Origin of the sequence: Parabacteroides sp. AM08-6, assembly GCF_003473295.1 — a bacterium.
Taxonomy (GTDB): domain Bacteria; phylum Bacteroidota; class Bacteroidia; order Bacteroidales; family Tannerellaceae; genus Parabacteroides.
In genome coordinates, this window is record NZ_QRMP01000003.1 from 227859 (window position 1) to 253824 (window position 25966).

Annotated in this window: 14 protein-coding genes and 1 pseudogene; 2 read left to right on the forward strand and 13 right to left on the reverse strand. The window is 39.9% G+C overall.

Annotation, left to right across the window (positions count from 1 at the left end; translation table 11 throughout):
• Window positions 1–51: 51 nt before the first annotated feature.
• The 13 genes and pseudogenes from DW103_RS18370 to DW103_RS04515 form a co-directional block, all read right to left on the reverse strand.
• A pseudogene (locus DW103_RS18370) lies at window positions 52–1674 on the reverse strand (pseudouridine synthase); the annotation flags it as partial.
• 200 nt (window positions 1675–1874) lie between these two features.
• Window positions 1875–3176: a polysaccharide deacetylase family protein gene (locus DW103_RS04460; RefSeq protein ID WP_122274454.1), complete on the reverse strand. Its 1302-nt coding sequence runs from the start codon at window positions 3174–3176 to the stop codon at window positions 1875–1877.
• Window positions 3177–3205: 29 nt separating this feature from the next.
• Window positions 3206–4468 carry a glycosyltransferase gene (locus DW103_RS04465; protein ID WP_122274455.1) on the reverse strand — a complete coding sequence of 421 codons (1263 nt, stop codon included), beginning with the start codon at window positions 4466–4468 and terminating at the stop codon, window positions 3206–3208.
• 11 nt (window positions 4469–4479) lie between these two features.
• Entirely contained in the window at window positions 4480–6414 is a 1935-nt protein-coding gene (locus DW103_RS04470; protein WP_122274456.1) for a glycogen debranching enzyme N-terminal domain-containing protein, read from the reverse strand.
• 295 nt (window positions 6415–6709) lie between these two features.
• Window positions 6710–7219, reverse strand: coding sequence for a DUF4488 domain-containing protein (locus DW103_RS04475; protein WP_158576669.1), 510 nt, complete (start codon window positions 7217–7219; stop codon window positions 6710–6712).
• Between the two features lie 338 nt (window positions 7220–7557).
• Complete coding sequence (locus DW103_RS04480; protein WP_122274458.1) at window positions 7558–8649, reverse strand: hypothetical protein; 1092 nt, start codon at window positions 8647–8649, stop codon at window positions 7558–7560.
• 101 nt (window positions 8650–8750) lie between these two features.
• On the reverse strand, window positions 8751–10196 hold the full coding sequence (locus DW103_RS04485; protein ID WP_147381175.1) for a hypothetical protein: 1446 nt from the start codon (window positions 10194–10196) through the stop codon (window positions 8751–8753).
• 145 nt (window positions 10197–10341) lie between these two features.
• Window positions 10342–10971 (reverse strand): hypothetical protein, encoded by a 630-nt coding sequence (locus DW103_RS04490; RefSeq protein WP_147381176.1) that lies wholly within the window; start codon window positions 10969–10971, stop codon window positions 10342–10344.
• Between the two features lie 167 nt (window positions 10972–11138).
• Window positions 11139–13748: a hypothetical protein gene (locus DW103_RS04495; protein WP_122274461.1), complete on the reverse strand. Its 2610-nt coding sequence runs from the start codon at window positions 13746–13748 to the stop codon at window positions 11139–11141.
• A 357-nt stretch (window positions 13749–14105) separates the two neighbouring features.
• On the reverse strand, window positions 14106–15218 hold the full coding sequence (locus tag DW103_RS04500) for a DUF4998 domain-containing protein (RefSeq protein WP_122274462.1): 1113 nt from the start codon (window positions 15216–15218) through the stop codon (window positions 14106–14108).
• A 25-nt stretch (window positions 15219–15243) separates the two neighbouring features.
• Window positions 15244–16422: a DUF5000 domain-containing lipoprotein gene (locus tag DW103_RS04505; protein WP_233545598.1), complete on the reverse strand. Its 1179-nt coding sequence runs from the start codon at window positions 16420–16422 to the stop codon at window positions 15244–15246.
• A gap of 35 nt (window positions 16423–16457) precedes the next feature.
• Complete coding sequence (locus tag DW103_RS04510) at window positions 16458–18374, reverse strand: RagB/SusD family nutrient uptake outer membrane protein (protein WP_122274463.1); 1917 nt, start codon at window positions 18372–18374, stop codon at window positions 16458–16460.
• 13 nt (window positions 18375–18387) lie between these two features.
• On the reverse strand, window positions 18388–21630 hold the full coding sequence (locus DW103_RS04515) for a SusC/RagA family TonB-linked outer membrane protein (protein ID WP_370453454.1): 3243 nt from the start codon (window positions 21628–21630) through the stop codon (window positions 18388–18390).
• A 362-nt stretch (window positions 21631–21992) separates the two neighbouring features.
• On the opposite strand from DW103_RS04515, the gene DW103_RS04520 reads away from it, so the two are divergent.
• Window positions 21993–24047 carry a M3 family metallopeptidase gene (locus DW103_RS04520; RefSeq protein ID WP_122274464.1) on the forward strand — a complete coding sequence of 685 codons (2055 nt, stop codon included), beginning with the start codon at window positions 21993–21995 and terminating at the stop codon, window positions 24045–24047.
• 624 nt (window positions 24048–24671) lie between these two features.
• Window positions 24672–25643: a 6-bladed beta-propeller gene (locus DW103_RS04525; protein ID WP_122274465.1), complete on the forward strand. Its 972-nt coding sequence runs from the start codon at window positions 24672–24674 to the stop codon at window positions 25641–25643.
• Window positions 25644–25966: the final 323 nt, after the last annotated feature.

Genomic DNA, 25966 nt, shown 5'->3' on the forward strand with positions numbered 1-25966 from the left:
GTCTAATCGGTATTCTTCTTGGCGGATAGGGGGTAATGGCACGTCAGAATGAAATCCGGCTTTCTTTTCCACCTCGATAGTAATACCTGTGACCGGATGCCTGAATGCCAGATATTCCGCATGCAAATAGAGCCGGTCCGCTTTTATTCCGTAAAGTTCGTCACCGGTGATTGGAGTGTTGAGTCCCTGCGGGTGAGCAGCATGCACACGCAGTTGATGCGTCCGTCCGGTCTGTGGATAAAATGCGATACATGTTTGCCCGTTTTCCCGTGCAAGTACCTGATAGAAGGTGACAGCCGGCTTTCCGTATTCGTAACTTACAATTTGCCGGGGACGATTGAGCGTATCCGGACATAATGGAAGTTCTATACTCCCTTTGTCTGCCGGGATAATACCGGAAAGAAGTGCAATGTACCGTTTCCTGACCGTCCGGTTTTTGAATTGTGCTTGCAGATTCTGATGCACTTCTTTTGTTTTCGCTACAAGTAACAGTCCGGATGTGGCCATATCCAGCCTGTGCACAATCATCGGCCCGGTAGCCTCCGGATAACGGCTTCTAAGTCGCCGGTAAACAGAATCGAGCCCCAGTTTGCCGGGAACGGACAACATCCCGGCTGGCTTGTTGACAACCAACAAATAGCTGTCTTCCCATACGATTTCAAGCTCCGTATCCCGACAAAGGTCCTCCGACAAAGGATTTGTCTCTACGTCCAACCCTTGCAACATGTGTTTCAATATAGGTTCACACTTCCCTTTGCAAGCCGGATAATAAAGTCCGTGCTTCCGTATTTCCGTCTTAGGAGAATTGCCCCACCAAAACTCAGCCATCGCAATGGGCCGAAGTCCGTTAGAATAGGCATATTGCAATAATTTGGGAGCCGCACATTCACCGGCCCCGGCAGGTGGTATCTTCTGCACTGTGTCTTTGAAAATGTCGCATAGACTCCTTATTTCCCCGCGGGCATTCAGCATTCGGAACTGTTCGAACAACTTTTGCTGGAGGGCAGCAGAACGTTTCTTACGCTCTGTTTTTAGTCTTTCAATTTCGGTTTCATACGCTTTGACTTCAGCCTGTAGGGATATGATACGGTTATTCCAGTATTGTTTCAACCTTTTCAATTCCGCTTTCTGGAATTGGCTTTCCCGTATCAGAGCTGCCTGCAGCCCCTCGTCCGGATTATTCCGACGTTGGTTTTCACGTATCTCTTTTGCCTCTTTCAGTAGTCTTTTAGCCTCTTCTATTGTTTGTTGGGCAAGAACCGTTTCTTCGGATAACCTCTGTTTACAGTCTATATAATTTTTATCCTCCGAAAGTTGCCGGATACAGACGTTAATAGCAGAAATTTGTTCTTCCTCAACCAGGAAAAAACCATCCGGTTTCTGCAAATCATACACCGGAGGCACAAAATAAGCGTGCAGGTTTCTACCTCCAAGAATACCGGAAAATGCAGCCAGAAAACCAATTTCCCCTGCATCTGTCCGGACAACCAACACTCCGAACATCTTCCCATTCTCCAATTCCTTTTTCCATTCTTCTTTCTCCTCCAAATATTTTTGTACCTCTTCCGCAGCCATTACACAAAGAGGATGTGGTGTATAATGAAACGGATAAGTGAACTTTTCCGGCAAAGAAATCCGGGAAACCGACTGGGGGAAAGGATGGAATTTGTTCATTTTTTTACTTAAATACATTGGATAACAAAAGTAAGGTAAATCTGAAGAAAAGGCAATCTTTATCTGAATTGGTTCAAATAATTTAAAAATCAAAGAAAAAGCTCATCAGCAAACAGCAAAAATGCTCCAAAAAATAGAACTATTTTATCGGAGCATTTTATAAGGACAACCTTTCTTTACCTCTTTTCAGTTAGTTTGTCTTATTCGGTGACAGCATTCTTTGCTGTTTTCTTTTTCAGTTTGTCGATTTCTTTCTGCAAATGTTCAATTTCTTCGCCCTGGTTCTTAATTGTCGTCAGGAGTGAGTTCAGCTCCTCATTCTCGATGGTTTCCGGGAATTCGGCGTTCACACGGACAATAAAGTCTGACAGGACATTCATATAGTTATTAAATGCATCATAGGGATTATCATACGGACTGAAGCCGGCTCCTATATGCTTCGTACTCATATAGTAGAAATGGTCGCTACTTTGCAAATAATACCAATCCTGATGAATACGACGGGTCTGGCTCAGACGGACACGTTCGCCGATTTCGTTCAATTTACGGAATGCCTCCTGTTGCAGAACGTTCCCCAACCAGGAACTACAGTCTCTTTCCTCATCCACCCACGACATCGGATAAGGGACTGAAATACAATCCACAGGTTTCATCAAAGTGAAAACTTCCGACGGAGTAGAAAAACCGATACCTTTTTCCGCAGCAAAACGGGGTAAAGCCTTGAAGAATTCGAAGATTCCGGTTTCTGCAGGATGCAGCGAACCTAATACTTCGTAATTCATAAAGAGATTGATAATCTGTTCCGATTCGGGTGTTGCGGCAATCCACGACATATATTTATCGGCAGTCAACGGATATTCGTTCCAATTGTAATTACTGAAACGGTCGGACAGGTCTTCGCTGAAACGGTCATTCTTCAACAACAATTTCAATTTGGGTTCCACACAGGAGGAATAAACATAGTTCGGACTTTTCCAACCTAAAATATGCTTGGCTCCTTCAGTGAGCATTCCTTTGTATCCCATGCTGTAAACTAATTCTGATATTTCATCGGAATAGATTAGTTCAGTATTCCGGAACACTTTCGGTTTAACTCCAAAAAGACTTTTAATCTTGTCTTCCTGTTTCTCTACTTGGTGCTTAAATTCAGCTGGATCACCCAACGAGGATAGCGAATGGGCATATGTTTCAGACAGAAATTCAACATTTCCGGTTGCCGCCAATTCCTTAAAACTGTCAATTACTTCCGGCGTATAAATTTCCATTTGTTCCAAAGCCATGCCGGAAATAGAGAAGGCCACTTTAAACTTGCCGCCACTTGTCTTAATCATTTCCAGAATAGTCTTATTAGCCGGGAGGTAGCAACGCTCGGCGATACGACGGATAATTTCCTCATTCCGGAAATCATCATAATAGTAATGATCGTTACCGATATCGAAGAAACGGTATCTTTTCAGTCGAAACGGCTGATGTATCTGAAAATAAAAGCAGATAGTTTTCATATGTATGTTGTTTTAATTTTTGTCTTGCGCTATTTATTTATTACCTGGTCGTATATGCGGCGTACCTTCTGACCGGCATATTCCCATTTAATGTTGTCCACTTCTTTCTTTCCTTCCACTTTCAGGAATTCATGCATGGCAGGATATGTTATAATCGCATACATAGCATCTGCCAAAGCTTCGATATCCCAATAGTCCACCTTTACGGCGTAGTCGAGAATTTCGGCACAGCCTGATTGTTTGGAAATGATGGAAGGCACTCCACATTGCATCGCTTCCAGCGGAGAAATACCGAAGGGTTCGGATACGGAAGGCATCACATAAACATCACTCGCTTTGAGTACCTCATAAACTTGTTTTCCCTTCATAAATCCGGTGAAATGGAAATGGTCGGAGATATTACGGGCAGCGGCCAAACGAATCATTTGATCCATCATATCACCACTACCTGCCATCACGAAGCGGGCGTAAGGAGCTTTTGCCAATACTTTGGCGGCTGCTTCCACAAAATATTCAGGGCCTTTCTGCATCGTGATACGTCCCAGAAAAGTTATCACTTTGTCTTTCACACCTTTCTTGTCCTGAATAGCCAGAATTTCGGGACTCAGGGGCTCGACGGCATTATGAACGGTTGTCACCTTGCCCGGGTCCTGATGGTACTTTTCAATAACTGTCTGGCGTGTCAGATTGCTTACCGTTATGATATGATCGGCACTGTCCATGCCGTTTTTCTCAATCGCATACACATCGGGATTCACATTTCCGCGACTACGGTCATAGTCGGTTGCATGTACATGGATGACAAGCGGTTTACCACTCACATTCTTGGCATGGATACCGGCCGGATAAGTCAACCAGTCATGCGCATGGATAATATCATATTGTTCCGTACGTGCAACCACTCCTGCTACAATCGAATAGTTATTAATCTCTTCAAGCAGATTGTCAGGGTAACGTCCTGAAAATTCCATGCAACCCAAATCATTCACATACCGGTAACTGAAGTCGGCATAGATATGGTCGCGGAAATCATAATACTTTTGTGGGTCCATAAATTTGGACAAACGGCTTCTCACATAGTCCATCTCAATATCCCGCCACACTATCGGGACATTACACATTCCTATAATTTTCAGGAAGCTCTGGTCCTCATCACCCCAGGGTTTCGGAATACAAAAAGTTATATCCATATCCGGCTGCATGGCCATACCACGTGTAAGCCCATAGCTGGCCGTACCTAAACCTCCCAGAATATGAGGAGGGAATTCCCATCCAAACATTAATGCTTTCATTCGGTACTGTTTTATTCGGCGTTATACTTCTTCAACAAATCTACTACCCGGAGAATAGCTGCTACATTCATCGCAAACGAAATTGCTCCGCGTCCGGTAAACGGTGGATTACCATCAAACAATTCAGGTATCGTACCAATGCAATGCAACGACATTTCTTCCTCCATACTTATCAACATTCGTTCGGCAAACGGAACTCCTCCTTTCCCGAAAACACGCAAATAAGCTTCCAAATAAGCCCCCAACATCCACGGCCAAGCCGTTCCTTCATGGTAAGCCAAATCCCGTTCATACTGCGGTCCTACATAGTAAGGCTTGTATCCCTCACTTTTCGGGCTCAGCGAGCGCAACCCCTTAGGAGTCAACAGCTCTTTCGTCACAATATCGACAACTGCGCGTTTTTGCATTCTCGTCAACGGGGAATAGGGCAACGCTACAGCAAATATCATATTCGGACGGACACTCCAGTCTATCGAGGAACCACTCACCGAATCGAACAGGTAGTTATACCCGTTCACAAATGTTTCGGGGAACGAAGCATCCATCGCTTTGATTATCTTGTCATACTTTTCAATCGGCATCCCTCCAGTCAACTCTGTATAAAAACAGAGTGCATTATACCACAGAGCATTAAACTCAACGATATAACCACTACGCGGGACAACAGGTTTACCATTAATCGTAGAATTCATCCACGTTATCGCTTTATCACGTCCGTTAGCAAAGAGTAATCCGTTATCCATCAACTTCATATCCGGATGTTTCTGACCGGAAATATACTCCAGTATTTCATGTACAAAGTCGGCATACCGTTCGCGTGCCTGCTCTATCCCGACGGTTTTTGCATATTGCTGAATAGCCCAGATAGCCCATAGGGTGACATCAGGATGCTCTATCTCCCGAATCACGTTGTCAAAACGATTCGATTGCATGTAAGCCTGTACGACAGGGACAGCTGTATTCATAATCTTCTCGAAACGGACCGGATCATCTATCGAAAGCGTACAACCAGGAAGAGCGACAAACAAATCGCGGGCACGAACTTTAAACCAAGGATAGCCGGCCAGCAGATAGGCATCATCTTCTTTCGGACGGAAATAGAATTGTTGAGCTGAATTTTTCAGGCAATTGAAGAAGCTGGTACGTGGTGTACGCACATTGACTTCGTTTTCATACAAGCTTTTCAGCCGGGTAGTCGCCACTTGGCTGTCGCCGGCACTGAAAATAATTGATTCACCTTTCTTAATCGGAACTTCAAAATAGCCGGGCACATATAAATCTTCCTTATAAGGATATCCCCTCTCCTGCTCTTTCGGATATTCGATACCGTTATACCAATAGGGTTCGTACACAAATTTCACCTTCTTGCTGAATTGCATGAATAATTCAGGATAACCCGAATACATACAAGTCTTTATACCGTTAGGAACTTCCTGATAGGATTGGTTGACATTACCGTTGGCCTGTGTCAACGACTTTACACTCCGAAAAGCAAGAAAAGGCCGAAAACGCAAGGTAGTTGCCGAGTGGGCATCTTCCAATGTATATTTAATCATAATCCGGTTTTCATAAAGAGAAAATACTTTTTCTTTCGAAAAAATAACACCACCTACACGATAAACAGTCCGTGGAACAGTATCGCAAGTATATTCACGGATATATTTATGTCCTTTAGGACTGAAATTATCGCCCTGATACTTATGTAATCCGAGATTAAATTCCGCGCCATGCTGAATAACCGTTTCATCCATAGAAGATAACAGCACATGATTATCGTCATCTATGGCTGGTACCGGCATTACCAGCAATCCGTGGTATTTTCTCGTATTGCAGTCAACAACAGTGGTACAATGATAGGCTCCTTTCCTGTTGGTCCGAAGAACTTCGCGGGTCAACGACTCTTCAAGGTTTATCATTACTGTCTTGTCAAATTTAAGATAACTCATATTTTATTTGGTTTTAAGTTTTCGCTTTAACGTGATTACAATAAATCGATATCCCATAGATAACAATAAATTGACATCATATCCTGACCAAAAGTATCACTTAAAAAATAAATAAACAAATTTGCTTTCATATTTATTCATAAAACCTGTTTTTTATCAAAATAGAAAGGACTGATTGATAAAAAGTTAGAAAACACATATTCTCTATAGCTGTGTTTTCTAACATGTTTATCAGAGATTTGACATAAGATAAGATTGCTTTAACTCTGAAAAATCAAACGTTTCATTCACCCGGCTAACGTTCGGCCATGTTTCCCTCATGCAAATTTCGATATTTTACTCTTATCCATAATTCCGAAATCCATTTATTCAATGGATTGCCGAGACCATCTTTTTCCAGATAAAAAGACAAGAATAAATAATCATCATCTATTATTTTGAATTTCAATTTACTGTCCACATTTACCAAATTCGGATATATGGATTGCTCCAACTGTTCTACATAAGTAGAATCTGAAGTTAGCTTATATGTCCCTTCAGTCGAAACAAACATTGCTCCGGAACGTTGATCCATTATCATATTACACATTTTCCCGTCTTTATCCAATCGTTTAAATAAGGGCAATACGGCTATTATTTTTTTAATCTTCGGTTCAGGACCTTCAGTCATTTCCACATCTTGGCATTGTTGCCACAAACCTTCAAGTCCGCACTCACGGTTCTTCTTTACGTCTTGTTGAGCAAAACCATTCAACACAAATAAAGAAAAAATAATCACCAAACAGCATACATGAGACTTTTTCATAAGAATTATTTTTTTATTTAACATTGATAATTTATAACCCAGAGACAAGATTAACAAAAATTGTATTTGGCAAGTTTCAATAGATCTACTGCTCTTTGTTATAAAACGTTCGAAATGTACAAAAATAAAGTCTACAAGTATCACAAGAAAAATAAAAAACAAATTTACTTTCATATTTATTCAGAGAGTCTTATTTTTCATATCCGCTAAACGAACTGATTGATAAAATGTTAGAAAACAAATACTCCCTATAGCTATGTTTTCAAACATAGTTGTCAACACTTTCAATAATTAGGGGGGGGGGTACTCCTCTGGCGTTAATTTACTTCGCGTATAAATCAATTTTCAACACTCAACTTGCTTAAACCATATATCAACTTCCCCTCCTCTGTTACTCCTTCTATTCGAACCGTATAACTTCCCGGAGTATCCGCCGAATAGAAATCAAATTCCGCTTTCCCATTTTGTATTTTCACACACGGATTCCAATACAAGGTGGTCCGCAAATCCGAAGCTACTTTCTTACTATCTTCGACTGTTTCATAACGAGGGGCGTAAAATTCTTTCACGCGCTGGTATCCCAATGGAACAAGGGTCCTTTTATTTACATCGTTACGAACAGGATAACCTCCGTTTCGAGCTTTTGTAGTAACAAGTAAAGCTCCAGTCCTAACAACATTGAATTCTACCGGCGGCCACAAATGCGAAGCAATATAAGAAGCACCCTTAGAGTGAGGAAGAACTACTTCTAATTCCTCAATAAAATCTTTTGGCATATTGTTTACAAGCTCATAATTAGTCCACTCTCCAGCAAGTGGAGATACTCCATCTATTATCAGAGGATATTTAGCTATAGAAGGCATAGACTTCAATAAAATAGATAATGTCGCAGCATTGATATTCTCTATCTTACTCAAAGGTATTATCCGCGAATCTCCTATTGAAAGAAACGATTTTCCCCGTTTACGAGCTTTAACAACCACTTCATCCAGATAAATCATGCGCATTCCATTCATTTTTGTATATTGCTCTTCCGCATTACGCATATAATTCTCTTTGTTTCTGTCCCTGCCATAACGCCAATAACGATACCCTTCAGAGACCCGGGGATAATAAACAGAATCCAATGTCAACTCCAAACCTTTTTTCCCTTTATTCGTCAATGCCTGTATTAAAAAGCAGGTATTTTCAGGCATTTCCATACCGGTAATTCGAAAACGACCATCCTTATCCGTTTCCGTCATCATATAAGACGAAGGAACGAATGTCGTAGCAGAAACCTGATAACCCGCTTTTTTTATGCGATAACCTATCCCGCCGGCTACCGTTCCCGTTATTTCAGGACCTATTTCCAACTGACCTTTCGGATAATCCAAGCTATCACTTAAAATATGTCGGATGTTATAACGGCTCCATCCCTGCGTCAACATCAGATTATCCAATTCCTGAGGCTCACTAATAACTGACCCGGAAAAATATCTTCCGGGATTTTCTATATTTCCTCTTAAGTCGGATGTTAATAACAATGTGGTCAGAACCGTATTCGATGTATCCGGGTGATATCCTTATCTGATGTTACCGATACTGAAAAATTTCCTGACACTTGAATGCTATCATTCTCTTCTACTTTCACTTCCGTATCAATCAGTTCTCTTTTATGATAGACAGAACTATTCGTATGATATTCCAAGTTACACAAATCAGCCTCGTTCAGGTTAAAAAACAAACGTTCGCTCAACGGAACCATATTACTATCCACCAAGACAGCCTGTAACACTCCGGATGGCAATTCACTATTCTTTATCTGCAAATACTTACGATTCCCATCCCATACCGCACAATAAAGCAAAGCCCCACGGGTATGAATCAACAGATACAAACTATCCGGAACCACAGCATCCGAAGCCACTGTTACATACAAATTCAGAATGTTACCGGTCCATTGCCCTCCTAACGTACAGACAGACGGCTCGGCTACAGGCAGTTCGAAACGTTTCACCACACCGGCACGATTTTTACAGTTGGCATATAAACGTTCTCCCGCCATTGCTTTCAAAGAAAAAGTCCCCATCCCTAAAACATTGCTTTCAAATTTCGCCCTGACAATACCGACCGAATCCAAAACTTCACCGGTTATCTCCTCTCCAAGACCATCTCCGGACAACGCCTTAAAGGCTATTTTCACACTCGTCTCCGAGGGGAAACATCCCCCTTCAGGCAAAAAAGATACATCATATTCCGTTTCTGGATAAGGCACCGGAATATATTGTTTATGGTAACGGCCCAAATAATCATATTCAATATAAAGCAAGCGGTTCTGCAAATCCTTTTCCACACGGCAGTTATACCGATAAATCGAGTCTTCAGACATTTTCAGTACTTGCATTTCCCCTTTCCGGTTTTGTACACGCAATTCTTTCGCCTCAAACAAACTACCGGTTTTTATTTCCTCTACACGTAGTCGGATACGTAATTCCTTTTCCTCATTATCAAAGGTAAAATCTGCTAAAGTCCGGTAATCCGCAGAAAGCGAATCACCTATATAGATATTACGCCGGAAAAAATAATCCTCCCCCAACCCTTCCATATAACGGGTATAACTACGCAATCGGTACATTCCTTCAGGCAAATCTTCACGCAATAAGATACTCCCGTAATAAGCACCATCACGGGGAATTGTCTTGACACGCACCAATACGGAATCCATCGGATCGACTAATTCCGTATAAACGTAACGGCTGGTCGTATCCGGAATATTTGAGGTATAATCCGTCAGAAATGCACGGAACCATAAATCCTCTCCGCCTATATAGTATGGTTTATCCGTTTGAACATACAACTTTTCCTGAGGATATAGCTGTAACTGTTTATTGAAACGAATCGCAATACTATCAGGCAAAACCTCATCGGAAGCATTACAGAACAAGGATATCATTAACATTGATATCAACAAATTACATTTTGCGATTCGTTTCATAATTCCAGCTATTCAAATCAATTTTCAACATTCACTTTGCTTAAACCATATATCAGACATCCTATAGCCAACTAACGTTCAGCCATATTATCACCCTTCAAATCCCGGTATTCCACTCTTATCCACAATTCAGAAATCCACTTATTCAACGGATTACCGGAACAATTTTTATTTCGTCTGATCCGGTAGGACAATAATCAATAAACCAGAATGTATTTTCAATCAACCTCATATACTTTTTCAACTTTTTCTGTCCTTTCTTTGTATAAAAACAATAGAGCGCTATAAATCCTCTATCATTTTTCTGCAACAATAAAACTTTATTTTCTGAATAATTAAATAATTTATTTCTTCTATTATTCATAGACAAATTAAGGCCATACATATCAATACTATAACAAATCACAGTATCAGCATTAAAAATTTCTTTAGCTTTTTCCGGAGAATAATAAGAGACAAAAGGTGAAATATCTTTTATCAGTGATGGATTCGCACTTTGTTGTGTTGGAAAACGTTTAGTTACTATAATATCATGCGCCACATTTGTTTTTGCCTCACAACGCGTCATTACCGCATCGTTATCAATAAATTTAGCAAAGACACAGCAAAAGAATTCGGAATCTTTCGATTCCAAGGCATACATCGTACCATGTAATCGATACAGATGAGGCAGATTATAAAAATTTTGACCGCCCGTATTCGAATCAAAATCATCAACCGGAGGAGTAAAGGTCAAAGACATCGCACGGAATGTCTCAAAAAGAGTATCCGGCATTGCAAAATTTTTCTGTATTAAAGGCACACAAACATTCTGTGCCGTAACATTCAAACAGAAAAGACTGATTAACAACATTATATTTCTCATAATCTATAATAATTTAGATACAAAATTTATAAATATATTTTTTTCGAATAATAATTTTCAATCTCCGTATATTCAAATCAATTTTTAATCATTACTTTGCTTAAACTATATATCAACTTCCCATCCTGTGTTACTCCTTCTATTCGAACCGTATAACTTCCCGGAGTATCCGCCGAATAGAAATTAAATGCAGCTTTCCCATTTTGTATTTTCACACACGGATTCCAATACAAGGTGGTCCGCAAATCCGAAGCTACTTTCTTTCGGTCTTCTGCTGTTTCATAATGAGGAGCATAAAATTCTTTCACACGCTGATATCCTAATGGAAGAATACTTTTTTTATTAAATCCTTCACGAACGGGAAATCCTCCATTTCGATCTTTCGTAGTAACAAGTAAAGCACCGTATCTTACGACATTATAACCCGCAGGTGGCCATATTTTAGCTTGTATATAAAAAGCACCCTTTGAATATGGTTCTACAATTTCCAATTCTTCTATACAATCCTTAGGTATATTATTAATAAACTCTGGATTATTATAAATTCCAGCATGAGATATTCCATCTATAATCAACGGATAGTTTAGGCTTGGCTTCGCCTGTAGCAAAATAGATAAAGTAGCGACATTTAAATTATCCAATTGTTTTTGAGAAATAATACGTCCTTCTCCGCTCGACAAAGGCGATTTTCCATATTTCTTCGCTTTCACCACTACTCCTTTCAAATGTATAGTTCCAATTCCGTCCGCTTCAGCATACTGCTCATTAACCCAGCTTGTGAACTCTTCCGACTCCTTATTCGGATTAAATTCACACGGATAGCGGAGCGATATCGGGGGATAGCTACTTATCGGGTCAAGAGTCAATTCGACATTCTCTTTTCCTGCAGAGGTTAGGGCCTGAACCAAAAAACGGGTATTTTCAGGCATCTCAATATCCGTTAAACGGAACCTCCCATTTTCGTCCGTTTCCGACAGACTATAGCTGGGTGGTACAAATGATGTCGCAGAAACCTGGCAACCGGGCTTGTTTTTCCTATATCCAAAGCCACCTTTCACTCTTCCGGTGATTTCACTCCCTAATTCCAATACGCCTGAAGGATGCTCGTAATCGCCTTTCAGAATACGCTCCAGACGATAACGCCTCCAACCCTGGGTCAGCATCAGATTATCCAATTCCGACTTTCTTTCCGAAGAAAAATACCAACCGGGAGACTCGATATACCCCTTCAATTCGGACGTTAACAGAAATGTCGTCAATATCGTCCGCATTGTATCAGGATGAACGTCCTTATCCGTCGTAACCGAAACGGCAAGAGTCCCTTCCGGAGTACGAAGAGTATCCATCCCGAATGAAACATCTATATGAATCGAATCACGGGTTTTATATACCGGCCTGTCTGGTTTTACCTCGACTTTTGCCAGGTCCGATTCATTCAAATTAAAAAACAAACGTTCACTTACAGGATTATAAGCGTCATCCACCAATGCCGCCTCGATGATGCCTGAAGGCAAATCTTCGCTTTTCATCTGAAAATATTTACGCCTATTATCCCAGTGAGAACAATAAAGCAATGCGCCACGGACATGGAGCAACAAATACAATCCTTCCGGAACTGCCTCATCATGGGCACTTAAAACAAATATGTTCAATATGTCCCCGCTCCATTGACCGGATAAAGTCAAAACATCAGACTCCGCTAATGGCAAATCAAAGCGTTTCAATTCTCTCCTTTGATTTTCACATTCGGCATACAAGTGTTCACCGGCTTTTGATTTTATGACAAAGGAACCCATTCCTTTCGGATTACTCCGGAATTCCGCACGAATCGTTCCCGACGAATCCTTTACACATCCCGTCACTTCCTTTCCCATTCCATCCGGGGATAAAGCTTTAAATCCCATCCTTGTTTCTACATCGGACGGGAAATTTCCTCCTTCCGGAAAAAAAGAGACATCATATTCTTCATCCCGGTAAGGTATTGATATATATTCCTCATGGAAGCCTCCGGTATATTCACATTCCAAACAAAAAGTACGATTTTTATAATCTTTTTCGGGATTAGTTTTAAAACGGTAAATAGAATCATCCGACATTTTCAACACTCGTTCTTTTTCCACATCCTCTATCATTTGAAGCTCTCTCTTATCAAGCAAACGAACCTGTTTTGGCTCTACAAGCAAACCACTCTTGATTTCTTCAAAACGGAGACGGCCACGTATTTTCTTTTCATCCGGTTCAGAATCAAAATCAGCATGCACACGGTATTCGGAAGAGAAACTATTTCGTATGTAAATCTGTTTTCGGAATAGGTATTCATCTCCCAAACCGCACATATAACGGGTATAACTACGCAGTTGATACGAACCTTCTGGCAAAAATTCACTCAAACGGATATTCCCATAATAAGCACCATCACGGGGAATTGTCTTGACACGCACCAATACGGAATCCATCGGATCGACTAATTCCGTATAAATGTAACGGCTGGTCGTATCCGGAATATTCGAGGTATAATCCGTCAGGAATGCACGGAACCATAAATCCTCTCCGCCTATATAGTATGGTTTATCCGTTTGAACATACAACTTTTCCTGAGGATATAGCTGCAACTGCTTATTGAAACGAAAAGCTATGCTGTCAAGCAAAACCTCACTAAAAACGTCTTCTAACAAGAAGAAATTCATCAAAAAAAGGACTATATACAAACCAATATTTTTCAAATTTACACCAATAATTCTTTTAACATCCAGTACATATAAAGAAATATAAATATTATAATTTAAAATATAGCCAGCCTAATTCTTCACAATAAGACTTCAACATTCCTCTATCATATCAGATTATAACAGTAGCAATAAAATCAGATTATTAAGATCAACAAAAAGATATTCAACAGTTTTAGCTCTATCTATTGTATAGTGTTATAAGACATTCGAAATATACAAAATAAATTCCATAAAAAAAACTTTTAATCAAAATATTTCAAATAAAAAAACCGTCAGCAAAAGCTGGCGGTTTTTCTAAAAGTCTCCAAGAACCAATCACTCTCCATATACATAAATCTCAGAAAGACTTGTAAATGGAACACGGTTACTTTCGGTTATATTTACCTTCATGTAACGTCCTTTTGTTGTATCTACAGATGAAGGAATGTCTATGGTGAGACTGCTACCCTCAAAAGTTCCTTCGGCAATCTTTACCCATCCACTATCATCTGCTTCCGGTTTATCATTAACATAAATCTCTACTGTTTTAATATCCGCATGACGATGCAATTCTATCTTTGTCATTTCCTTGGCAGATTCCATATCAATAATAGCCCAATGAGGAAGTGGTGTATTTTCTCCCGTATAGTTGGAATGCCACCAGGTATTCAAGTCCCCATCGATAATGGCATCTTTACCACCGCCATCGCTGGCTGTTTCATCCGAAACGGCCAAAACCGTCCAACCGCTACGGTCATACTTGTATTCCATCGGGAAGACTTCTTCATACTCCACCCATGCTGTAGCAAAAGTATCGATAGCTTCTTCCTCCGGAATATACAGAGAACGATATTCAAAACCTGTACCCGGTTTCAAGTCCGGACACAAAACGCTGTTATCCTCAGCCGGCATGAAAACAACAGCTTGAGTTCCATCCTGCTTCGTATAACGAACCTCATTACGAACGAGTCCGTCCAATTTTGAATACCAAGTAATCGTACCCCCCTTATCGGAAAGATCCAAATTCCTTACACGGCGATCTATTAAAGTCGAGTAATACACATCTCCGTATGATGTACCGAAATCGCTAACAAACAAAGATTTATGGCCGAAATTATCTGTAGTTCGGATATTAAAGGTGTATGCCTTCGGTTCCATATTTTCTAATATCACGGTAATACTATCGCGTCCCGTACCCATTGTGACCGGTATCTGCAACGAATCAAGTTGGTCGTTCCAATACACATCTATCGTTTTTACGTTCGGCGCATTGTAAGTCCAGCAAGTAAACTGGATACGTTCTTTTCCGGCTACAAAACTGACTGAATCAGGTTTGGTGGAATAAATAATTTCACCGCCCTCGATATAATCTTTGTGCACATCCATAAAGTCTTCACACGAAAAGAATAGCAGTGAGACAAGAGCCAGCAAACAATATTTAATCTTCATAATTATATACTTTTTTAATTTTTATTTATTGAACCACTTCACCGTAGAAATCTACATCTGCCGGATGAGTAAAAGAAGAACCGCCCCATGTATTTAAAATCTTAAAACGGATATAACGAATCGGCTCCTGCGATAACTCAAATGAGAATTCGTGTCCTTCCACTCCGGCTGTAAAATCCTCGTCGGTAACCGTTCCGCTTGGCGAACCGGAAGGCTTGACAATCTCGCAATCCAGTACTTTTTCCCATTCGTCCCAATTTCCATCTTGTGATGGCGCACCGGTTCCCTTAAATGTATAGACTTCAAATTGTTTCGGATTTCCCCAATTATAATAAGAATCCGAATATTTACGCTGGAACATGACTACACGGCTCGGTTTAGCCACACAACCCAAATCGACAGTAAAAGCCGCCGGCAAAGAATTGGACGGAGAGTGACCAAAGGTATCATGGTCGTCATCTATCAGATAGCTGTCCATTCCTTCCCAATTGGTAAAATTAGCATCAGAACCTAATTTCATCACGACCATATGCTTTTTATTCAGGGCTTCTTCAAACAAAGGAACCAATGTACCGCCTGCCGGATAAATCGTGTCGGAGGCATTATCATAATAATCCCTGATAATCATTCCGAAACGACGGGCCTCCGGCTGAAATCCGCGTAAACTGTAACGACCGGAATCGGCTTCTGTTGTCATAATTCTTAAAGTCTGCATCTGGCTCAAAGAGTCTTCAGCCAAGAATTCAACAGTAAACGGAGCTTTGTCTTTGTTTCTCCAATTAAACTGGGCACCTCCAAAATCGGATATGATATCAACCGTTTTAATTGTTTTCGACAAAGATGATTCCAAAGGGGTAAAAGAAACCTCTACCGGGTCGGAAAACTCTTGCGCCCTGTTTACCACATATAGCTTAGCCTTATGTTCCACCATGTCATTATAACCCAAAATTTCTACTTTATTCTCGTAGAAAGAAGATGTAACTTTATGTTCCTTTCCGTCGGCCAATATATACCGGCCTTCGACAGCCAAAATATCTTCCGAATTCGGAATACGGTACGAAACAACGGCTCCCCCCGGAACCGGAGTAACTTCAATATCTGTTACTACTCCGGGTTTCCCCAAACTATCTGTTATCGGTTCCAGCTTTTTCTCAGAACAGGAACAAATGAACAACGATAACAAAACCAAACTCAAATATTTCATTTTCATTTTCATTTTTTTCTTATTTAAATCGTAAATTACCAACCCGGATTCTGAACCAATTGCGGATTACGTACAATATCCGATTCGGGTATCGGAGCAAAATAATTTTTATAAGAGAATGTCTGCGTATATACAGTAGCTACAGTATAATAGTCAGCCACATCGGATGCTTTCACATTCCATCCCTGTATCAAACGGTTCTGCTCTTTCTGAGCAGTTTTCCAACGATGGCTATCCCAATAATACGGACCTTCGCAAGCCAATTCCACATTTCTTTCACGTTGTATAATTTCACGCATACCCGATTTCGTAGAGGGTTTAGTCGGCTGATTAGAATACTTTTGCCAGCTTTCTACCACTCCTTCCAATCCGGCACGTTCGCGAACCATATCGATATATTTATAAACTTCTGCATCCGGAGCTGCTTTCGATTCATTCAAAGCTTCCGCACACATCAACAACAAGTCAGCAAAACGCATATCCGGGAACGGGTAAGTTTCCCACGTTACCTGGTTGGGATCACGGAAACTGGAATTGATGGAAACCAATTTCTTAGGCCAATAGCCTGTTGCATTATAATTTCCGGGATTCGCCACGGAAGAAAATTCTCCAAAACGATTCTTCGGATACAAACAATCCGCATCATCATCCGGCATGTTTTTATACGAATTTCCATACCATTTACCACGGTCAAAGCCCAAAGTAGAATAGAAACGCGGTTCCCTGTCGAAATTCATGGCTGCCGTTTGCTCGCCTTTCTGAATATAATATTTATGTTCTTCATCTCCAGTACGGACGTTAAAACGACCGGCATAATCATACTCTTTATCCTCTTCAATGGGCACTCCATTTTTCGAATAAAACAAATCGACAGTCGAAAATGGAACGCTCATACGAGTTCCATTATCCAAAGAAGTAGGTTGCTCCAGATAAGGCATACATTGATTTTGTAAACCTGAGTTAACCGGATAAGAGGAATTACCCCACACTAACTCACAATTCCAACGGTCGCTGATAGAGCCGCGTAAAGTCTGAACCAATAGAGTTTGGTCTGAAACTTGTTTGGTTGCTATATAGTCCGAAGTCTGATACAAACGAATACCGGCAGCTTCGCATATTTCAATAGCGTCTTTACAGGCAACAGCAGCCGAATCCCAACGGGCGGCATCATATGTCTGGTTAAAAAACGGCTCGCCATTATGATCCAGGAAACTATTATAATCCGTATTACCGTTAAACAACGGGCTAGCCCAATAGAGCCATACTTTAGCTCGGAGCATATAAGCTGAAGGCAAATTAAAACGTCCCAACTCTGTTGTCGGATTCTGGAAAGTTGCAGGTAAACCATTACTGGAAATCACTTCATCCATTAATTCCAAAATATATTTGAAACAATCGTCTACTTTTTCCCGGTAAACACGTACACCTTGTGTTGATTCATTCACCGGTGTATTTTCACGAAGCGGGCAAATCGGACCATAATAAGTAAGCAGATAAAAATGCATATAAGCTTTTATCATTTTCACTTCTGCTATCATCCGTTTTTTCTCATACTCTTGTATGTCTTGTACATTTACTACATTTTCCATAAAGGTATTACATTCACGGATACCGGCATATAACGAACGAACGTAATCGCCCCCTGCTCCCCAATAATTAATAACGGCATCAGTCGGGCTATCGACCCCTAAACCGAACCTCATTCCCTGGTCATTACGGGCCTCCGTATTAAATATCATTTCCAAAGCCCCGAAAACCCCAGGATTTTCATTCCAACCTGCCGATTTAGGCATTCCCCAATAGCAGGTCGCCAGATATTTTTCCGTCGTATAACGGTCGGCAAATGCATTGTCTATCGTTGCTACATTATCGGGAACTACATCCAGATAACTACAAGCGGTTACAGACAGAGCTGTACATGTACACAATATATATTTATATAACGATTTCATCTTTTTTCTTTTTTTAGAATCCAATATTTAATCCCACATTAATTACACGCTGAACCGGATAACCTAAACCATTACCGGCCATTTCCGGATCCCAAAGTTTGAATTTACTCCAACAAAGCAAGTTTGTTCCACTAACATAAAAGCGTAAATTCTGAACCTTATACTTTTTGGTGAAAGCAGAAGGAAGCGTATAACCCAATTCGACAGATTTCAAACGAAGGAAAGTTGCATCTTGCATAAACCATGTACTCGTCTGAGTATTGTTTGATATAGACTGGTTTGCCAAACGAGGCCAAAAGGCATACGGATTACGATTGCTTTCCGACCAATAACTGTTTGCTATTACGTCCAATACAGCATTTTGTCCGGTTTTTCCGTCATTTCCATTTTCACCAGCATCACCATCTATAAACGGTGTAATCTTTTTTAAATCCAACCAAAAAGACTGACGGGCAGACCCTTGGAAGAAGAAAGAAGCATCAAAACCCTTGTAACCGGCAGAAAGACCGAAACCGTAGTTTATCTCCGGAGTCGTCGGGTAACCGATTGGCACCTTATCCAATTCGGATATTTTGCCATCTTTGTTTACATCACGATATTTAATATCACCGGCCATATACTCACCGAACTGGGTCGGAGAATTTTTCACTTCTTCCTCGTCTACAAACAGACGCTCAGCAATATATCCCCAAGTTTGTCCTAATGATTGCCCTACTTTATACAACCAAGGGGTTGCACTATAGTCCGGTTCTTCCCATTCTACAGCTTCACTGGTTGCATAAGTGAACGTACCACGACCTGTAAACCATAAATCCTTACTAACACTCTTCTCAAAATTGACTTCCATATCGACACCATTTCCTTTTGCTCTACCCAAATTGGCTTTTACAGCCGGGATAATACCCATCGTATTCGGGATGACACGATCCAAAAGGATATTTTTACGACGTTCCGTAAAATATTCAACAGTGGCAGAAAGTCCGAACGATGTAGTCGCTTCAAAACCCAAATTCATTTTATAGGAGGTTTCCCATCCGATTTCATTATTTGCATAACGGCTGACATTGATTCCACCTGGATTATAATTCAACTGTGTACCCCAGTTAACTGGCCGACTCGCATTCATATCCACCTGCGAAAGATAATAGAAACGGTCGTTGGCATTACCGATTTGGTCCTGACCGGACATACCGTAAGTACCCTTCAATTTAAATTGGGTCAATACCTTTTTCAACGGTTCGAAAAAGCTTTCATTTGAAATCATCCATCCGACAGCACCGGAAGGGAAGAAACCCCAGCGTTTGTTTTTGGAGAAACGTTCGGAACCATTATATCCGAAAGTAAACTCACCGAAATAACGCGATTTATAATCGTAAGACAAACGTCCGGCTAAACCGATATTACGGAACGGCAAAGATTGTTGCAAATCACCGGATATACCGGTTTTATTATTTTGCATGGTATATACCAACAAAGCATTCACAGAATGTTTATCCTGAAACAGACGCGTATATTCAGCCTTTGCTTCCAAATACAAACCGCTATCTATTTTACGGTTACCCGGTTGATAATCAATATATTCTGTACCCGCGCTCGGATTCAAGCGAGTCAGTGAATAGGTATTATTCAACAGATTGAATGTGCTGATATTATAAAAGAACGGCACGTAAGCGCGGTCTACAGAATATTCCGAATAACGATTCATATTCACCAGCAAACTGGCTTTCAAACCTTCGGTAAGCATCTTCAAATCCTGGTTTACTGCAAACTGGGTAAGCATCGTATTTTTACTGTACTCATTGTATCCCCTCAATGCCTGTGCGTACGGATTCACATAGTTGGCATTACCATAGTTACCGAACAGGATATGTTTGGCATAAGCAAACTGGTCGTCTGCTTCATAATAAGGTTTGAACATAACCGGATTAGCCATCATAACCTCCTTATACATAAAAGCGCCACCACCAATCGGACCGCTATAATCATCGAATGCAGCACTCATACGAAGTACCAATTCTGTGGTTTTCGTCAAGTTCACATTAACATTCGAACGGATTGTATATTTCATCAAATTGATATTTGAATTGAAATTATTCCGTTTATCCACTTTTACATTACCATTATCACGGGTCATATTGGCAGCAACATAATAACGAGCAACCGTACCACCACCGCTCACACTCAAATTAGCACGCTGGTTCATCGTCAAGTCGTTGAACATTGTGTCGTACCAATCGGTGGTCGGATAAATATTCGGATACAATCCACGCTCCGTCATCGTAATCTTTTCCTGCGAATAAAGTGCCAATCCCAGCGGGTCGCGAGTCTTGATTGCCTCATTCTGCATACGCATATACGTAACGGGGTCCGTCAACTTCACCTTTTTCGTCGGTGTGGAAAAAGAATTCTCAACACGGGCATTAACAGAAACTTTTCCTTCCCGTCCTTCTTTCGTCGTTACTGAAATTACACCATTTGCACCCCGGGCACCGTACAAAGCTGTTGCCGTGGCATCCTTCATAATGGTAAAACTAGCAATATCATCCGTATTCAAACGAGCCAAATCTTCAGTACCCAGTTCAATACCATCAATCAGGATTAGCGGGTCTTTTTTTGCTTCTGCACCAAAAGTTGTAATACCGCGGATAAAGAAGCTTGCATTATCCTGACCGGGCTCACCACTGACCTGATACGAAATCAAACCGGCTACACGACCGGCAAAAGCTGTAGTCAAGTTACTGCTCGGGACCTTCAATTCCGCAGGTTTAACTGTCGTGATGGCCGACAGCACACTTTCTTTCTTTTGTTTGGAGAATGCAACAACCGTAACTTCTTCCAATTCATCCACCTTTGGTTTCAATACAATATCCAAGACTTTTTGATTGGTATATTTAACCTCTTGAGTTTCCATACCAATATAAGCCACGACTAAAATACTGTTTGGCGGACAATCATCGAACTCGAATCTTCCATCGCCATCGGTAATTACACCTTTTGTACCACCTTTGATTTGAACTGTGGCACCAGGTAAAGGGTCACCTCCTTCATCCGAAATTCGACCTTTCAGTTTTGCCGTTTGTTGTACTTTTTCCACTAAAGGAAACGAATCAGCCCAGAGAGATTGACAGGGAGCGTTAGCTACCGTCAACAACAGTGCCGGGAACATCCACCTCAATGAGGTACCACCAGCCTTCATAATCTTGCTCTTCTGAAACTGGCAATTTCTATTGCCGTAAATTCCTAGTAATTTGAACATTAGAATTATTACGTTTAAGGTTAATAAATAGAAATAACTTAGATAATTAGTTGATTATCAACGTGAGTTCTTCAAGAACTATGGTCATTCATCATACTGATTACATCTTAAAAGCAAAATTAAGTATATTTTTTTATATGGCACACTGTCTCTTGTTATAAATAACTTAATTTGACTATTTACACTAGCGTATGTTTGCAATCCACGAAATGTTAATCATTGTTTTCTTTTGAAGATTATACGGATTTCTCAATCAAACATCTGATTTACAATAAATTACACCGATAACATAGTTCTTGAAGAACTCACTCTTTAAACAAAGGATTTTGTATATTTGTTATTTCAAATAATATAAATATAATATGAAACAAATTAGCGACAATCCTTTTTTCAAGGTATACACAACACCATTCGGCACACCTCCTTTCAACGAAATCCGCACAGAACATTACGAACCGGCTTTTGATAAAGCCATTAAACTACTAAACAAAGAGATACGCTCCATTGCTAAAAATCAAGCCTTACCCACATTTCAAAATACCATCGTGGCACTCGAACGTAGCGGACAATTACTCGACAAAGTCAGTTCCGCTTTCTTCAATGTTCTGAATGCGGAAGCCAACGATGAAATGATGAACATTTCACAACGTGTATCCCCTAAATTATCAGAAAGTACAAACAATATATATTTGAATGAACAACTGTTTGCGCGTGTTAAAGAAATTTATAAACAAAAAGAAAAATTAAGCCTCCCGACAGAAGATGCCAAACTATTGGAAGAGACATTCAACTCTTTCTCTGTTCGTGGCGCCAACCTGAATGCGGAAGACAAAGAAACCTATCGCAAATTAAGTACCGAACTCAGCTCACTGACACTAACATTCGAACAAAATGTCCTAAAAGATAAAAATCGCTACGAACTGCTCCTTAGCGATGAGAAAGATTTGGCGGGGCTACCTGGCAGTATCCGCGAAGCTGCCGCCCACCGGGCTAAGGAGAAAGGGAAAGAAGGTTGGCTATTCAATCTCTCCGCTCCCAGCTACATACCGTTTATGCGCTATTCGTCCATACGCCACCTGCGAGAAACTGTATATAAGGAATATATGAGCATCGGTAATAAAGGTGACGAATATGACAACAAAGAAATCATACGCAAAATAGTCAATATCCGGTTACAGATTGCCCACCTGATGGGATATTCCAACTATGCAGAATACAAACTAAGGCATACAATGGCTAAAACACCGGCCCATGTGTACCGGCTTTTAAATGAACTACTGGAAGCCTACAAGCCTGTGGCCATCAACGAATACAATGCCATACAAGGTTTCGCGATGGAAACAGAACAGGAAAACATCACCGTCATGCCTTGGGACTGGAGCTACTATTCGGAAAAACTGAAGGATATCCGGTTTAAAGTCAACGATGAAATGACTCGTCCATATTTCGAGCTCAACCATGTAAAAGAAAGCGTATTCGGCCTGGCAACCCAATTATATGGAATCACATTCAAAAAAAACAAGGATATTCCCGTTTATCATCCCGAAGTAGACGCATACGAGGTATACGATGCCGACGGCAAATTCTTATCCGTACTTTTTACAGACTTTCATCCGAGGGATGGTAAACAATCCGGTGCTTGGATGAATGGCATCAAAGAACAGTACCAGAATGAAGACGGGACGGACAGTCGCCCCCAAATCATCATCGTCATGAATTTTACACGGCCTACCGATACCAAGCCCTCTTTGCTAACATTCGACGAAGTGAACACCTTATTGCACGAGTTCGGCCATGCCCTGCACGGCATGTTTGCGCAGGGTAAATACGCCAGCCTGTCCGGGACGAACGTATACCGTGATTTTGTAGAACTGCCTTCACAGTTGATGGAAAACTGGTTGACAGAGAAAGAATTCCTGGATCAAGTTGCCGTTCACTACCAGACCGGCGAAAAGATACCGCAGGATTTAATACAAAACCTAATCGATGCCGCCAACTTTAACGTCGGCTATACATGTTGCCGTCAATTAAGTTTCGGTTTTCTGGATATGGCCTGGCACACGCAGACTTCACCGTTCGAAGGCGATATCATTTCTTTTGAAAAAGAAGCATGGAAACAAACCGTAATCGTGCCTGAAATACCGGAAGCATTGATGAGCAGCAGTTTCGGGCATATCTTTTCAGGGGGCTATTCTGCCGGTTATTACGGTTACAAATGGGCAGAAGTATTGGATGCTGATGCATTTTCCGTTTTCAAAGCAGCCGGAATATTCAACAAAGAAGTGGCCCGTTCTTTCCGCGATAACATCCTCTCAAAAGGAGGAACGGAAGAGCCGGACACCTTATATAAACGTTTCCGCAGCCAGAATCCGACAATCGATGCCCTACTGAAACGAAACGGCATCACACGGAAATAGAAATTACCTGCTTAGGAAATCAAAATAGCTCCCATCCTTTTCCCGAATCGGATAGGAGCTATTGTTTGATTCGTGCCTTGCAATTTTACTTTCAACAATTGTTGAAAGTAAGAAATACAATTGTCTTTTTTGATTTCAACAATTGTCTATTTTGCATTTAACAACTATTGAAAGTAAAATAGCATGAGACAAAATCAGAAAATCCATAGATGCTTTTTCTCAATCCGTAAAGTGCTTTTCGAAGAATGTACAGGTACAAAAAAATATTTTTAGTTTTTCCCAGGGGAATATTTGGTTATACAAATTATTACCCTTACGTTTACACCCTAATATTCATATCATGTACAAAAAACACAACATATTAATTACATTTCTCATTTTGTCCGTTATACTAGTTTACTACCCTATTTGGGGTAATGACTTTCTCGATAGTTGGGACGACCAATGGCAAGTATTTACTCAAACCAGCAAACACGTGTTTGGAAAAATTCAAAAACAGTAAAAGGAAAAGTAGATGAACAATTTGTACCATGCGAAGCAGGAACCAAAGTATATTTTTTTGATACACAGGAGATAATTTTACATATAATGACATGACATATATAAATTATTGCAAATAAACAAATGAGACAGTTATATCATATAATCATATTAAGCACATTCTATTCTTTTGCTTGGGGACAGGTCAAATATGAAATAGACATAAATAAAGCTGAAGTCAAAAATAATATTCCAATGTCCATAGTTTTTAAATCAATGAAAATAATACCATTGGAAACAAATGAAAACTCATTAATCGCACGCATTAACAAAATTGAGATTTATAATAATTGGATTTTTGTAATTGATAATTTCAAGGCTAATACTCTACATATTTTTGATAAAGAAGGAAATTATATCAAACAAATAGGAAGAAAAGGAAGTGATCCTGGAGAATATAAGCAGTTATCAACTTTCACAATAGACAAACAGAATAAACATGTTTATCTATTAGACAACTATTTGCATAAAATTTTCATTTATGATTTTATACAAAATAAATGCGTAAAGGAAATTTCAATAAAAAATCATCAATACGAATCATTTCACATGCAATATATTGATGGATTTTTATATACTGATGTATATTCATATAATCCACAAATAAAAAAAACACCTTTGATTCAAAAAATAGACTGCGAAAGTGGGAATATCATCAAAGCATTTTATGACTCTTCATTCAATATGGATTATGTAAATAGAAATGAAATCGAATCTTTCGCATTTTATCCTATAGCAAACAACAATTTCTGCTTTGCTCAACGTTTTATGAATACAATTTTACTTATAGATCAAAAGAATATTAGCCCATACTTCAGTTTCAGACATCCTAACTTTGTAAAAAAAGAAGAAATGGAAGATGCTGCATCAAAAGCATACAATAGTCCAAAAAGGAGTAGTATATATATTACATTAAAAAAGGGAGTTTATTCAATAAATGAAATATTTGAGACAAATAAACACATTTCATTCTCATACATAATGAACAGAAATGTAATACGTACAATCTTATACGATAAAACGAACAACAAAACAATTGATTTTGATTTTTTTTAAGAATGATTTATCAGAAAAAGAAAATCGTCTATCATATATTCCAAGATACATATCTGCTGATGAAAAAGGTGTTTATTTCCAAATACCATCTAATAATGTGGATTATTTTTTAAAATATATAAGAGAAGACTGCTTTGAATCCAAAATAGAAAACATCAAATCATTAAACAATATAAATACAGAAGATGCAAATCCCATATTACTATACTATGAATTTAATTAACTATAAAATAAATATCATGAACAAAAAATCATTACTATTTGGATTATCAGCTCTATTAATTATGGTATGTATGAATCTATCATACACAATTAGGGGATAT

Bases quoted from the DNA above. Each gene is read 5' to 3' on its own strand.
- DW103_RS04460 (WP_122274454.1), bottom strand. From the start codon at position 3,176: ATGAAAACTATCTGCTTTTATTTTCAGATACATCAGCCGTTTCGACTG.
- DW103_RS04465 (WP_122274455.1), bottom strand. From the start codon at position 4,468: ATGAAAGCATTAATGTTTGGATGGGAATTCCCTCCTCATATTCTGGGA.
- DW103_RS04470 (WP_122274456.1), bottom strand. From the start codon at position 6,414: ATGAGTTATCTTAAATTTGACAAGACAGTAATGATAAACCTTGAAGAG.
- DW103_RS04475 (WP_158576669.1), bottom strand. From the start codon at position 7,219: ATGAAAAAGTCTCATGTATGCTGTTTGGTGATTATTTTTTCTTTATTT.
- DW103_RS04480 (WP_122274458.1), bottom strand. From the start codon at position 8,649: ATGTTGACGCAGGGATGGAGCCGTTATAACATCCGACATATTTTAAGT.
- DW103_RS04485 (WP_147381175.1), bottom strand. From the start codon at position 10,196: ATGAAACGAATCGCAAAATGTAATTTGTTGATATCAATGTTAATGATA.
- DW103_RS04490 (WP_147381176.1), bottom strand. From the start codon at position 10,971: ATGCCGGATACTCTTTTTGAGACATTCCGTGCGATGTCTTTGACCTTT.
- DW103_RS04495 (WP_122274461.1), bottom strand. From the start codon at position 13,748: ATGAATTTCTTCTTGTTAGAAGACGTTTTTAGTGAGGTTTTGCTTGAC.
- DW103_RS04500 (WP_122274462.1), bottom strand. From the start codon at position 15,218: ATGAAGATTAAATATTGTTTGCTGGCTCTTGTCTCACTGCTATTCTTT.
- DW103_RS04505 (WP_233545598.1), bottom strand. From the start codon at position 16,422: ATGAAATATTTGAGTTTGGTTTTGTTATCGTTGTTCATTTGTTCCTGT.
- DW103_RS04510 (WP_122274463.1), bottom strand. From the start codon at position 18,374: ATGAAATCGTTATATAAATATATATTGTGTACATGTACAGCTCTGTCT.
- DW103_RS04515 (WP_370453454.1), bottom strand. From the start codon at position 21,630: ATGTTCAAATTACTAGGAATTTACGGCAATAGAAATTGCCAGTTTCAG.
- DW103_RS04520 (WP_122274464.1), top strand. From the start codon at position 21,993: ATGAAACAAATTAGCGACAATCCTTTTTTCAAGGTATACACAACACCA.
- DW103_RS04525 (WP_122274465.1), top strand. From the start codon at position 24,672: ATGAGACAGTTATATCATATAATCATATTAAGCACATTCTATTCTTTT.